The organism is Streptomyces sp. NPDC127114, from assembly GCF_042677525.1.
GTDB lineage: Bacteria > Actinomycetota > Actinomycetes > Streptomycetales > Streptomycetaceae > Streptomyces.
In genome coordinates, this window is record NZ_JBHXTJ010000002.1 from 98,521 (window position 1) to 112,006 (window position 13,486).

At 76.3% G+C, this 13,486-nt stretch carries 9 protein-coding genes; all 9 read left to right on the plus strand.

Going from position 1 to position 13,486, the window contains the following annotated elements:
- The first annotated feature begins 171 nt into the window (after positions 1 to 171).
- The 9 genes from ACFVGS_RS02640 (at position 172) to ACFVGS_RS02680 (ending at position 13,456) form a co-directional block, all read left to right on the plus strand.
- A complete protein-coding gene (locus ACFVGS_RS02640) occupies positions 172 to 3,318 on the plus strand; it encodes a hypothetical protein (protein WP_385689676.1) in 3,147 nt (1,048 codons plus the stop codon).
- Entirely contained in the window at positions 3,315 to 4,070 is a 756-nt protein-coding gene (locus tag ACFVGS_RS02645) for a DUF4255 domain-containing protein (RefSeq protein ID WP_385689679.1), read from the plus strand. The genes ACFVGS_RS02640 and ACFVGS_RS02645 overlap by 4 nt, the downstream gene beginning before the upstream one ends.
- Before the next feature lie 225 nt (positions 4,071 to 4,295).
- Positions 4,296 to 6,530: an ATP-binding protein gene (locus tag ACFVGS_RS02650; protein WP_385689682.1), complete on the plus strand. Its 2,235-nt coding sequence runs from the start codon at positions 4,296 to 4,298 to the stop codon at positions 6,528 to 6,530.
- A 203-nt stretch (positions 6,531 to 6,733) separates the two neighbouring features.
- Positions 6,734 to 8,323 carry a phage tail sheath family protein gene (locus ACFVGS_RS02655; RefSeq protein ID WP_384409789.1) on the plus strand — a complete coding sequence of 530 codons (1,590 nt, stop codon included), beginning with the start codon at positions 6,734 to 6,736 and terminating at the stop codon, positions 8,321 to 8,323.
- Between the two features lie 35 nt (positions 8,324 to 8,358).
- Complete coding sequence (locus tag ACFVGS_RS02660; protein ID WP_384409790.1) at positions 8,359 to 8,799, plus strand: phage tail protein; 441 nt, start codon at positions 8,359 to 8,361, stop codon at positions 8,797 to 8,799.
- Complete coding sequence (locus ACFVGS_RS02665; RefSeq protein ID WP_384409792.1) at positions 8,796 to 9,347, plus strand: hypothetical protein; 552 nt, start codon at positions 8,796 to 8,798, stop codon at positions 9,345 to 9,347. The genes ACFVGS_RS02660 and ACFVGS_RS02665 overlap by 4 nt, the downstream gene beginning before the upstream one ends.
- Positions 9,344 to 9,502 carry a DUF6760 family protein gene (locus ACFVGS_RS02670; protein ID WP_384409794.1) on the plus strand — a complete coding sequence of 53 codons (159 nt, stop codon included), beginning with the start codon at positions 9,344 to 9,346 and terminating at the stop codon, positions 9,500 to 9,502. The genes ACFVGS_RS02665 and ACFVGS_RS02670 overlap by 4 nt, the downstream gene beginning before the upstream one ends.
- Positions 9,503 to 9,506: 4 nt before the next feature.
- Positions 9,507 to 12,992 (plus strand): hypothetical protein, encoded by a 3,486-nt coding sequence (locus tag ACFVGS_RS02675; RefSeq protein ID WP_385689687.1) that lies wholly within the window; start codon positions 9,507 to 9,509, stop codon positions 12,990 to 12,992.
- Positions 12,993 to 13,030: 38 nt separating this feature from the next.
- Positions 13,031 to 13,456, plus strand: coding sequence for a phage tail protein (locus ACFVGS_RS02680; protein ID WP_384409798.1), 426 nt, complete (start codon positions 13,031 to 13,033; stop codon positions 13,454 to 13,456).
- Positions 13,457 to 13,486: the final 30 nt, after the last annotated feature.

Sequence of the window (13,486 nt, forward strand, 5' to 3'; positions counted from 1 at the left end):
CGGACGCCGGCCAAGGCGACGCCGGCGGCGGCCGGCCGCCGTGGCCGCGGCTGCCCGAAAGCGCACCGCGCGTTTCCCCCGGGTGCGGCCCCCTGGCCCTGCCCGGCGGGCCCGCCGGCCCGCAGGCTGGCACACAGGACTGTGATGCACCGGACTGTGAGGTGGACCCTGATGAGCACGGGTGGCTCCGGTGGCCGGCGGTACCGCTGGGGAAGGGCCGCGGCACCGCTGCTGCTGTTGGTCCCCCTCCTGGCGGTGACGGCGGCCTCCGCCCCGGACGAGGCGCAGGCGGGCCCTCGGGCCGCCGCGGCCGGTGAGGGCCGGATCGCGTTCGCCGGCACCCGGCACCGCAGCCTCGGCCGGGTGACGACGGCGACCGACAGCACGCCCCTGTTCGGGCCGGGCCCGGCCCACATGGACGTGCAACCCGCCGCGCTCGGCGACCGGTTGGTGTTCGCGAGCCGCCGCGACGAGCCGGCCCCGCAGATCTACCTGCGGACCGCCGACGGCGCGGTGCACCGGCTGACCAGCGGTCTCGACGCCGCGAACCCCCGGCTGACCCCGGACGGCCGCGCGGTCGTCTTCGACGCGGCACCGCGCGACGGCGGGCAGCGCGACATCTGGCGGGTCGGCACCGACGGCGCCGGACTCGCCCGGCTGACGGAGACCCCGGCGAACGAGGTGCACCCCACGGTCTCGCCGGAGGGCAGGCGCCTCGCGTACGTGAGCGACGCCGACCCGGTCCTCGGCCGGCAGGTGTACGTGCGTCCCATGAACGGCGGCGCCGCCAGACTGGTCAGCGACCCGACCCACGGCACCGCGTCCGAGCCGGTCTGGAACCCGGTGGACGACGCCGAGAACCGGGACGTCATCGCGTACACCGCGACCGGCCCCGACGGCCCGCGCCTGAAGTGGACCGACGGGGTCGCCAAGGGGCAGCTCCTGTCGGGCGCGCAGGCGAAGTGGCGGACCCATGGGGCAGCCTGGCTGCCCGACGGGAACGGTCTGCTGTTCCTCAGCCCGGACCGCACCTGCGACTGCGAGGGCGACTGGAACCACGTCTTCCGGGTGGACGCGCACTCGGAGGCCACCCCGAAGGTCGAGCTGAGCGAGGACCGGGAGATCAGCGAGGTCACCTGGCTCGGACCGGTGACCGGCGGCGGCGCGGTGGTCGAGCGCACCTCGGCGGCCGGTCCGCACGTGGTCACCCTGCAGGACGCCCGCCCGGACGGCGCGGATCCGCGGGACCTCAACGTGGAGATCCTCAAGGAGGACCCGGCCGCCGACACCAACACCGACCCGGCCAAGGACCCGCTGTTCCAGCCCGCCAAGGGCTCCGACCCGTGGACCGAGCGGCAGAGCTACACGCCCGACGGGCGCCGGATCGTCGTGACCCGGTTCGAGGGCACCGCCGACCGGCGGATCGAGCGGATCTGGATGGTGGACGCCGACGGCACCCACGAGGCGCCGCTGCCGCTCGCCGGGCGCGGCCCCGGGGACCGGGACACCGACCCGGCGTTCTCACCGGACGGACGGCTCCTCGCCTTCACCCGCATGTCGCCCGACGGGACCGGCGGGGTCGCCTGGACCAGCCGCATCCTCGTCGCGGACGCCGCCTCGGGAGCGATCCGCGGCGAAATCGTCCCGCCGGCCGGTCAGCCGCGAGGCGGTGACGCCCAGCCCGCCTGGTCCTCCGACGGCACCACCCTGGCCTTCACCCGCAACCTGGTGATCAACGGCAACGGCGGGAACAAGCACGTCTGGACGGTGCCTGTGGACCGGCTGGACCGGCCGGACCGGCAGCGCGACCTGAGCGCCGCGATCTGCCCGGGTGACTGCGAGGTCATCGACGACAGCCCCGCGTTCTCGCCGGACGGCACCACCATCGCCCTCAACCGCAAGAGCGGCGGCGGCCGCCTCGACGAGCGCAACGGCATCCTGCTCACCTCCCTCACCGGCGACACCTGCCGCGTGCTGCTGCCCGGGGCCGCGCGCGACGTGCCGGGCGCGTGCCGGCGCGAACTTCCGGAGAACCCCGGCCCGTTCCAGCCCCGGGACGCCGCCTGGACGGCCGACGCGAAGAGCCTGATCATCAGCGTCCGGCCGAAGCGGGCACCCAACAGCCCGGAGAAGCTGAAGAGGGTGGACGTGGCCACCGGCGAACTCGTCCACCTCACCGTCGACCTGCCCGGCCGCCAGAAGGAACCCGCCGTCCAGCAGTCCGTCGACCTCGCGGTCGAGGCGCCCGCGGCCCTTCCCCCGGTGACCGCGGGCGAGACCGCGACCGCCCGGGTGAACGTCGTCAACCACGGCCCGGCGGCCTCCCCCGGCACCCGGCTGACCGTCGCGCCGCCCACCGGCCTGACCGTCACCGCCCTCACGGCGCCCGGCGCCACCTGTGATCCGGCAGCCCTGACCTGCGTCCTCGGCATCGTGCCGCCGGGCACCACGATCCCGGTCACCGTCACCTTCGCCGGGCTCGTCCCGGGCGACCAGCCGGTGGACTGGACCGTCACCGGGACCGTCCTCGACCCCAACCCGGGCGACAACACCGGCCGGACGGTGGTGCCGGTGCGCGAGGCACCGACGCCGACCCCGACCACGCCGACGCCCAGGCCCACGCCGACGCCCCCGAAGCCCACCACCGCGCCGCCCCCGCCGCCCGCCCCGCTCGCGGGACCCGGAGTGCGGGTCAGCGCCCAGCCCGACCCGGGTTACGTCGGCGGCCGCGTCGTCGTCACGTACACGGTCCGCAACGGCCGGGACGCCCTCGCCACCGGACTGCGGCTGCGCGTCGGCCTGCCCCCGGGCGTCCCCCACGACGGGCCGCCGCCCGGCTGCGACGCCTCCTGGTCGTGCGCGCTGCCGGACCTGGTGCCCGGCGCCGGCGCCGTCGTCCAGGTCGTCCTGCGGCCCGACCGCGCGCTCACCGGACGCGTCACCGGCCGGCTCACCACGAGCGGCACGGACGCCGACCCGGGCGACAACACCGCGGAGCGGCGCATCCGGATCCTCCAGCCGAGGATCGTCGCCGTGCCGCCGATCGGCAAGCCCGGGTTCGTCACCTCGGTGCGCGGCAGGGACTTCCCGCCCGGCGTGCCCGTGAAGCTCACCTGGAAGCCCGGCATCACGGCAGCGGCGGCGCCGACCGTACCGCGAAGGGACGGCACCTTCGCGGGGCAGCTGCTCATCCTCACCAAGGACCAGACCGGCCCGCGCACCATCACCGCGAGCGGTCCCGGCTTCTCGCCGGTGAAGACCGACTTCCTGGTGGTGAGCGGAACGGTGCAGCCGCCGGACACGGTGACGCGCCGATGATCCACGAGGTCGACGAGGGACTGCGGCGGCTGCTCGCCGGGTCCGGTCTGGAGGCGTCGGGCATCGAGGTCGTCTTCGACGCGCCGACGCGCGACTGGGCGGCGCGCCGCAGCGCGCCCACGGTCTGCGTGTTCCTGTACGACGTCCGCGAGGACCAGACCCGGCGCGGCAGCGGGGCCGGCGAGGTGTACGACGCGGAGGGCCTCGTCGTCGCGCGCCGCACCCCGCCGCGCTGGTTCGAGCTCACCTACCTGGTGACCGCCTGGGCGGGCCGGCCCCAGGACGAGCACCGGCTGCTCGCCGAGGTGCTGTCCTGCCTCGTGTCGCACGACGCCGTGCCGCCGGAGCTGCTCGGCGGCACGCTCGCCGAACTCGGCCTGCTCGTCCCGCTGGAGGTCGGCGGCACCGGTGCGGACGCCCCGGCCGCCTCCGACGTGTGGTCGGCGCTGGGCGGCGAACTGCGGCCGTCGATCGGGCTGCGGGTCCGCGCCCCGCTGGCCGGCGTCACCCGGAACACCGCCCCGCCGGTCACCGAGGGCCTCGTCGTGCGCTCCGGACCGGGGCTCCGGCCGGGGACGCGGGTCGATGAGGGGGTGCGGGGCGAGCCGGGCCACGACACCGGTGGCAGCGACGAGCAGCACCGGCTGCGGTACGCCGAGCTGGACGAGCCCGCGCCGGGCGAGGGCTTCGGCGCTCCCCGGGAGCGCCGTCCGGTGCCGGCCCGCCGTCGCCGGGGAGGACGTCAACGGTGACCGGCAGCCCGCCGTCCGCGCCAGCCGCGCGGACCACCGAGCCGCCGACGGCACCCGGCCTCGTATCCGCAGCCGATGCCGTGTCCGCGGCCGATGCGGCGCCCGTCGCCGATTCCGTGTCCGTCGTCCATTCCGTGTCCGTCGCCCATTCCGTGTCCGTCGTCCATTCCGTGTCCGTCGCCCATTCCGTGTCCGTAGCCGATTCCGCGCCCGCCGGGGGTCCCCATGTCCGCATCCGTACGTGACGAGGCACCGGCACATGCACCGGCTGGTGCCACGGACGCGGCCGCGGGACCGGACGACCCCGCCCGCCACCTGTGGACCCGGCTGCAGCTCGTCGAGGAGCGGGTGCGGCAGGCGGTCGCGGCGCGGCAGGCCGTCGACCCCGACCCGTACGACCCCTACCGCGGCCAGTACCTGACGCCCGAGGCGGTCGCCCGGGTGCTCGACCCGCCGTACGACGCCGAGCTGCCCGCCCTCGCACCGGCCGGCCCGCCACCGGGTTCGCGGCTCGCGGTCCTGGCCGGCCGGTTCGGGCTCGCGCCGCTGGACCTGGACCTGCTCCTGGTGGCCCTCGCGCCGGACCTGGACGCCCGCTTCGAGCGGCTCTACGGCTATCTCAACGACGACCTGACGCGCCGCCGGCCCACCGTCGGGCTCGCGCTGGAACTCGTCGGCCGCGCGGGTATCCCCTCGGCGCGGTTCCGGCTGTCGCCCGGCGCGCCGCTGGTCGCGGGCGGTCTCGTGGAGGTGACCGAGCCCGAACGGCCGCCGCTTTCGCGGGTGCTCGTCGTCCCCGACCGGGTCACCGCGCACCTGCTCGGCGACGACGCGCCCGACCCGAGCCTCGCCGAGCTGCTCGGCGGGCGCTCCGAGGACCCGGCCGCCGATCCGGCCGCCGAGCCGGTGGAGCGGGACCGCGCGGTCGCCGCGCTGCGTACCGGCACCGGTCACGTGCACCTGCGGGCCCGCGGCGGCGACGCCGCAGGCCTCGCCTCCGCCGCGCTGCGGGCCGCCGGACTGCCCGCGCTGTGCCTGGACGCGGTGGCGCTCGGTCACGACGAGCGGGCCGTAGCCGCTGTCGCCCGGGCCGTCGCCCGCGAGGCCCGGCTGACGGGCGGGGGCGTGGTGCTCGGCCCGTTGGAGGCGCTGCCCGACCGGCCGGGCGTACGGGACCGGCTGCTGCGCACGATGTGCGCCGCCCTGCGCGGCGTGCCCCTGCTCACGTACGGCACGAGCGGCTGGGAACCGGCCTGGGCCGCCGACACGCCCGTCACCCTCGCGGTGGCGGCGCCCGCGCCCGGGCGCCAGGCGGAACGCTGGCGGCACGCGCTGGAACGGGCCCTGACCGAGCTCGCCCCGTCCGGATCGCCCGGATCGCCCGGATCCGGCACCCTGGCCGGCCCGACCGCGCCCCGCGACGGCGCCGCGCCGACCCGGGACGGAGGAACTCCGGCCGCAGCTCCCGACGTCGAGGCGCTCGCGCTGTCCGTGGCCGCTCACCGCCTGGACGCCGGGCAGCTGCGGCGCGCCGCCGGGGCCGCCGTCCGCGCGGCCGCGCTCGACGGCCGGGCGGTGTCACCCGACGACCTGCGCACGGCCGTCCGCGGCCAGAGCGGTGCCGGTCTCGCCCGGCTCGCCCGGCGCGTGGAGCCCGCCGTGGGCTGGGACGACCTCGTGCTGCCGCCGCCCGCCCACCGGCAGCTGCGGGAGCTGGCCGTGCGCGCCCGCCACCGTGACCAGGTGCTCGGGCAGTGGGGGATGCGGCCGGGCGGTGGGCGCGGACGCGGGGTGATCGCCCTGTTCGCGGGCGCCTCCGGCACCGGCAAGACCATGTCCGCCGAGGTCGTCGCGGCCGATCTGGGCATGGACCTGTACGTGGTGGATCTGTCCACGGTCGTCGACAAGTACGTCGGCGAGACGGAGAAGAACCTGGAACGGATCTTCACCGAGGCCTCGTCGGTCAACGCGGTGCTGCTGTTCGACGAGGCGGACGCGATCTTCGGCAAGCGCTCGGAGGTGAAGGACGCCCATGACCGGCACGCCAACGTCGAGTCGGCGTATCTGCTGCAACGGATGGAGTCCTTCGACGGCATCGCCGTCCTGACCACCAATCTGCGGTCCAACCTGGACGAGGCGTTCACCCGCCGCCTGGACGTGATCGCCGACTTCCCGGTGCCCGACGCCGCCCAGCGGCTTGCCCTGTGGGAACGCTGTCTGGGCGCGCGGCTGCCCCGCGCGGCCGACCTCGACCTGGACTTCTGCGCGGAGCGCTTCGAGCTGGCCGGCGGCAGCATCCGGGCCTGCGCGGTCACCGCGGCCTACGCGGCCGCCGCGGCGGGCGGTCCGCTGACCATGTCCCAGCTGGTGACGGCCGTCGCCGAGGAGTACCGCAAGCTGGGCCGGCTGGTCCTGGCGGGCGAGTTCGGCCCGTACCTGGCCGAGGTCACGCGGCGCTGAGACCGGCGCGGAGCGCAGGCGCCCCGAGCGGGCCGCGGAAGTCGAGGAGCGGGAGCGGGTCCGGGGTGCGGGTCGCGGGGCGGGTCCCGGGAGGGCAGCCCCGCTGCCCCCGCGCAGGTCCGCGCGCACCTGTCGCCCTGACGGCCCGGCGGAAAAGCTGGGACCGCCACCAGTGACAGAAGTGACAGAACGAAGGAGCGCGCATGCCGACGTACCTCACCCCGGGCGTGTACGTGGAGGAGGTGCAGTCCGGTGCTCGCCCGATCGAAGGGGTCGGCACCGCGGTCGCCGCGTTCGTGGGCTTCGCACGGAGCGGGCCGTTCCACGAGCCGACCCTGGTCACCAACTGGGACCAGTACACCCAGGTCTTCGGCGGCTTCGCGGACGGCGCCTACCTGCCCCACGCCGTCTACGGGTACTTCGCCAACGGCGGCGGCGCCGCGTACATCGTGCGCGTCGGCAGCCAGGCCTCCGAGGGCGGGGCGGGAGCGTCGTCCGCCGCCGGCGGTCGTCAGGAGGTCCCGGCCGGCCGGCCGGTCGAGCTCGGCGGCTTCCTGGTCTCCGCCAGGCCCGGCGTCAGCGGCGTGTCCGTGGAGATCGCGGACGTGGAGGGCGACAACCCGCCCGAGGACCGCTTCAAGGTCCTGGTGCGCCAGGGCGACCAGGTCGCCGAGACCTACGAGGTCTCCACCCGCAAGAGCGTCAAGGGCTACTTCGTCACCCAGACCCGCGGCTCGAAGCTGATCGAGGTCGCCGAGCGCCGCGACGGCACGCAGACCCGGCCCGAGAGCCAGACGGTCGCCCTGCCCGACGCCGCCGCGCCGGCCACCCCCGCCGCTCCGGCCGCGCCCGCCGCCCAGGTCGGCGGACCGGCCCCGGCCCGCCTCGACCCGGCGGAGTACGTCGGCGACGCGGGCGCCCGCACCGGCTTCGCCGGTCTGGAGACGATCGACGAGATCACCATGGTCGCGGTGCCGGACCTGATGAGCGCCTACGAGCGCGGTGCGATCGACGACGAGGGCGTGCGCACCGTCCAGCTCGCCGTCATCGCGCACTGCGAGCAGATGGGCGACCGGGTCGCCGTCCTGGACACCCCGCCCGGCCTCAACGCGCAGGCCGTACGCCGCTGGCGCCAGGACGAGGCGGGCTACGACTCCCGCTTCGCCACCCTCTACTACCCGTGGGTGCGGGTCTTCGACCCGGCCTCCGGACGCAACACGACGGTCCCGCCGAGCGGTCACGTCGCCGGCGTCTGGGCGCGCAGCGACGCCGAGCGGGGTGTGCACAAGGCCCCCGCCAACGAGGTGATCCGCGGCGCGGTGGACCTGGAACTGCGGCTCAGCAAGGGCGAGCAGGACCTGCTGAACCCGATCGGCGTGAACTGCGTGCGGGCCTTCCCCGGCCGCGGCATCCGGATCTGGGGCGCCCGCACCCTCTCCTCCGACCCGGCCTGGCGCTACCTCAACGTGCGCCGCCTCTTCAACTACCTGGAGGAATCCATCCTCCTGGGCACCCAGTGGGTGGTCTTCGAGCCGAACGACGACCGGCTGTGGTCCAGCATCCGGCGCAACGTCACCGCCTTCCTCACCGAGGAGTGGCGCCGCGGCGCGCTGTTCGGGCGCACGGCGGCGGAGGCGTTCTACGTCAAGTGCGACCGTGACAACAACCCGCAGGAGTCGATCGACCAGGGCCGGGTGGTCTGCGAGATCGGCGTCTCGCCCGTGAAGCCCGCCGAGTTCGTGGTGTTCCGGCTGGCCCAGTTCTCGGACAGCACCAGCCTCATCGACGAGTGACCCGCGGGTCCGCAAGGGAAGGTTGACAGACACACATGGCAACGGGCGATGCTCTTTCCACCCACGTCTTCGGCGTGCAGCTCGGGGGTTACCTGGTCGAGTCGATCCAGGAGATCAGCGGGTTCACCGTCGAGGAGGACGTCGTCGAGGTCAAGCAGGTGACCTCGGAGGGCAAGCAGATCATCCGCAAACAGCCGGGGGCCCGGCAGGCGGGCGAGATCACGATCACCCGGGGGCTCGACCAGAGCAGCGAGTTCACCAACTGGATCAAGGAGACCCTGAACAACGGGGCCGTGAACGCCGCTCGGCAGAACCTCACGATCGAGATCAAGGACACCGAGGGCAACACGGTCCGCCGCATCCAGCTGATGCAGGGCTGGGCCTCCAAGTGGGAGGGCCCGTCCCTGAAGGCCGGTGAGTCGTCCGCGGCCACCGAGACCGTGACGATCGTGTTCGAGGAGATCGTCGTCGAATGAGGCGCCGTACGGTCACAGCGGGCAACCTGGAGGAGTTCCTCCAGGCCACCGCGCCCTCCCCGGCCACGGCCGGCACCGGGACCGGCGAACAGCCGGCCCACGCCGCGCCCCCGGCAGCCGCCCCTGGAGCCGCCCCGGCGACGGCGCCGTCCGGTGCCCCGCGTGCGGCGGACCACGGGCTGCGCACCGAGTTCGAGTTCGAACTGCCGCGCGGCTACGTGGACGAGAACGGCACGGTGCACCGGCACGGGTCCATGCGGCTGGCCACCGCCCGGGACGAGCTGCGCCCGCAGATCGACCTGCGGGTCAAGGAGAACCCCGCGTACCTGAGCGTGGTCCTGCTCAGCCAGGTGATCACCCGGCTGGGCACGATCACCGACGTGCACGCGGGGGTCGTGGAGCGGATGTACGCCACGGACGTGGCCTTCCTCCAGGACTTCTACCGGCGCGTCAACAGCGAGGGCCACACCCGCGCCGCGGTGACGTGCCCGCACTGCGAGGGCGGATTCGAGGTCGACCTCTCCGGTGGGCGCCTGGGGGAATCGTGACGTACGCCCTCCCCCGGCTGCGGGAGGAGATCGCGTACATCGCCTACCACTTCCACTGGCAGCGGGACGAGATCCTCGACCTGCCGCACCACGAGCGGCAGGAGTGGGTCGCCGAGATAGCCCGCATCAACACCCGCGTGAACGAAGGCGGTTGAGTACATGGCATGGCGGGACTGGCTGCGTCGGCGGCCCGTCGCGCCGGAGACCGCCCCCGTCCAGCGGGCGGCGGCTTCCGGTGCCGCGGCGGACGCCGCCCCGCGCTCCGGCGTACCCGGAGACTGGGACGGCGGCTGGCGCGTGACGTCGCCGCCGTCCCTCACCGTCTCGCGGGCCCCGCTGGGCGTGAGCGACGGGCTCGCCTTCCGCGACGGTCTGGCCGCGTGGCAGGACCCGTCCTTCGACAGCGGCCTCGCCCACGCGCTGCTGCCGTCGGCCCCCTCCGGCCTGGTCCGCGGCGTGACCCGCCCGACCACGACCCGCGACGTGCCCACCGGCGGCCCGCTGCTGCTGCGCGCGGTGCGACCGCCGCACGGCGCGGAGGGCGGCCCCGAGTCACCCGCGGGGACGGGCGCGGGTACGGGCACGGGTGCGGGCGCCCGCCCGGCGGGCGCACCGGTGGTGACGCCCGACGCCGAGCATCCGGACCATGACGGAACCGGGCACGTCCGCCGCACCGCTCCGGTGGGCCCCGTCGTCTCCCGCGCCACCGCACGGGATGCGGACGACCCCGGCGCCCCGGCCGGGAACGGCTCGGGCCGGTCCGTCGACCGGGCACGAGCGGGAGGTACCACCCCGAGCGCGCCGAGCGGTGCCGCGACGCCCGCCAAGGGCAGCAGGGGACGGCGGACAGGCGAGCCGGGCGACGCGGCGGCGGGTGCCGCGCGCGACCGCACGGCCGGTGGAAGCACGCAGCGGAGTGCGGCGACCGGCGCCACACCGAACGGCGGGCCCCGCGCGGCCGGTTCGGGTCGGCGGCCGGGCGAGGCGGGCGACACGGCGGCGACTGCCCCACGCGGCCGCGCGACTGGAGGAAGCACGCAGCGCAGTGCGGCGACCGGCGCCACACCGAACGGCGGGCCCCGCGCGGCCGGTTCGGGTCGGCGACCGGGCGAGGCGGACGACGCGGCGGCGAGTGCCCCACGCGCCCGCGCGACTGGAGGAAGCACGCAGCGCAGTGCGGCGACCGGCGCCACACCGAACGGCGGATCCCGCGCGGCCGGTTCGGCCCGGCGGCCGGGCGAGGCGGGCGACACGGCGGCGGGTGCCGGGCACGGCCGTGCCGCCGGTGGAGACACCCGGCGGAGTCGGGCGAACCGATCGACGCCGAACGACGGTACCCGCCCGGGCGGTTCGACCCCGCGGCCGGGCGGGTCGGGTGACGCCGCGGCGGGTGCCGGGCAGGGCCATGCCGCTGATGGTGGCGGCCGGCGGAGCCGGGCGACCGGCTCGACCGGCGGGTCGACCGGTCTTGCGCCCGTCGGCTCGACGGGGGCTCCTCGCGAGGCCGGTGGCTCCGCCGCGTCCGTGCAGCGGGCCCGGGTGTCCGGCCCGGCCGGAGGCGACGGCAGCGGAGCCGGTTCCGCCGGGCCGCAGCTCGCGACGGGCGACTCCCCGTCCGGGTCCCTGTCACATCCCACGAGCGACGCTGTCGTGCAACGGGCCCGGCTCGCCGGCTCCCCGCCCGGTGCCGCCGGGCGGCAGGATCCGGCCGGGGAGACCCGGGGGCTCATGTCCCCGGACTCCCCCGCCGTCCTCGGCGTCGTCCAGCGCTCCGCGTCCGCGGAATCGGCCCGGCGCGGGCCCGTGCTGCCCGACTTCCCGCTGGTCCGCCGGATCGCGGTGGTACCGCCGGCCTCCACGGCTGGAACCGTGCCGTCCGCCGCCGCCGTACCTGGGTCCAACCCGCGCGTACAGCGCGCGTCGGCGCACGCCGAACGGGCCGAGTCCACTCCGCCCGAGGCAGCTGCCGAGCCGGCGCGCACCGTCGTGCGCCCGCGCGGTGTCGGCCGGACACCGACCGCCGCGCACGGCCCCGCCGTACCCCGGCGCCGGGTGACCGTCGTACCGCCCTCGGCCGCCTCGCGACACGCGGACGACCCGTCCGCGCCACCGTCCGTCCAGCGCAAGGAGGGACGGGCACCGCTCGGCGCGCCCGACGTGCAACGGCCGTCCGCCGCAAGGCCGCTGGCCGACGAGACGCCGGCCCTCAGCACCCCGTCTCCGGCCATGCCCGTTCTCCAGCAGACGGCGGACGGGGCGGCCGACGGCCCCGGCGCGCTCGTCCGGCCGGGCGCTCCGGCGACCGGGGAATTCCCGGGCTCCACGACGCCCGCCTCGGCGCCCGCGATGCCCGTCCTCCAGCGCACGGCGGAACAGCCCGGGGACGGTCCCGCCGCGCCTCGGCCGGCCGCAGGGCTCGGGGCGCCGCTGACCCGACTTCCCGCCACGGCGAGGCCGCTCACCGGTCAGGGGGCGGCGCCCTCGCCGAGGCGCGCGACGGAGGCATCACCCGACAGCCCGGCTGCGCCCGGCGCACCCCGTACACCCGTCACGCCCGTCACATCCGACACGTCCGTCACGTCCGCGTCGATGCCGGTGCTCCAACGCGCTGCGGCGGAGGCGTCCTCGGACGGCCCGGCCGCGGCAGGGCGGCGCGGCGCTCGGCATCGTTCCGGGCTCGGAGCTCCCCTGCCGGCCATGCCGGCGAGCGCGGCGCAGCCGACGGCGCCGTCTGTCGACCTCCGGAAGGCGGGCGCGGCCGAGACCGGTGCCTCCGCCGCCTCACGGGGCAACCGCGGGACCCGTCCGATGGGCTCCCGTCACGGTGTCAGCGGCGGCGGAACACCCACCGTGCCGCCGCTCGTCGTGGCGCGCCGGGTGGACGGCCCGGGCGCGGTCCCGCGTCACACGCCCGTCGCGTCCCAGGGTCTCCGACTGCTCGCGAACCGGCCCCTGACGCCGGGACTCGACGCGCCGGTGGCCGGTCCTCATACGGCAGCCGGGCCGCGGCGGGCCGCGGACGCCCGTCCCGTGGTCCCGGTCCGCTGGACGGCCTCGGCCCCGGCATCCGCCGCGTCCGCCCCTCCCGCCCTGTCCGGCCCTCCCGCCGTGTCAGCCCCGTCCACCGCACCCCGGTTTCCGGCATCGCCCGCCGTGCAACGCGCGGCCGTCGCCCCGACGGCGTCCGCGGTGCCCGTCGCTGCCGTTCCGCCCGGTTCCGTCCTCGCGCGGCCCGCGCCCGGTGCGCCGCACGCCCCCGCTCCCCTGCCCGTAACCGGACCGCAGCCGTCGGCCGTCGTCCGGCCGTCCCCGGCCGGGCCCGCTCAGGCGCCGCCGCCCGCCGGCGGGGCGCGGCACGTGCCGGTGGTGGTGCCGCGGGCGCCCTCGACGCCCGCCGTCACGCCGGTGCAGCGGGCCGCGCCCGCGACGCACCAGGGCGGCGGTGCCGCGTCCGTCGCGGCGCCCGTCGCGGCGTCCGCCTCGCCCGGGCGGAAGAGCGGCACCTCCGCTCCGCAGGCTCCGGACCACCACACCGACCTGGACGACCTGGCGCGCAAGCTGATCGACCCCGTCTCGCGGCTGCTGCGCGCCGAGTTGCGGCGCGGCCGGGAGCGCACGGGCCGGCCCTTCGACGGACGCCGCTGAGCACGCGGACGACGCACGAGAAACGGACCACGGAACCGATGACCGACAACATCTTCGCGACCAGCGTGTTCTTCCGGCTGGCGATCGGCGGCAACGACCTGGGCGCCTTCAACACCTGCTCCGGCATGGGCGCCGAGGTCGAGATGGAGAGCTACGCCGAGGGCGGCAACAACGGCTTCACCTGGCAGCTGCCGGGGCGTGTGACCTGGTCGAACATCACCCTCACCCGGCCGGTGACGGCCGATACGGCGAAGATCGGGCGCTGGCTCGACGAGACGCTGCGGAAGGTCGAGCCGAAGGACGGCGAGATCGTGGCGCTGCGGCCCGACCTGAGCCGGATCATCAGCTGGCAGGTGTTCGGGATCGTGCCGGTGCGCTGGCAGGGGCCGTCGTTCGACCCGGCCAGCTCGCAGGCCGCGGTGGAGAGCCTGGAGATCGCCCACCAGGGCCTGCTGCCCGGCTGACCCGGAGCCCCGTCGCGTAAGCCCCGTAGG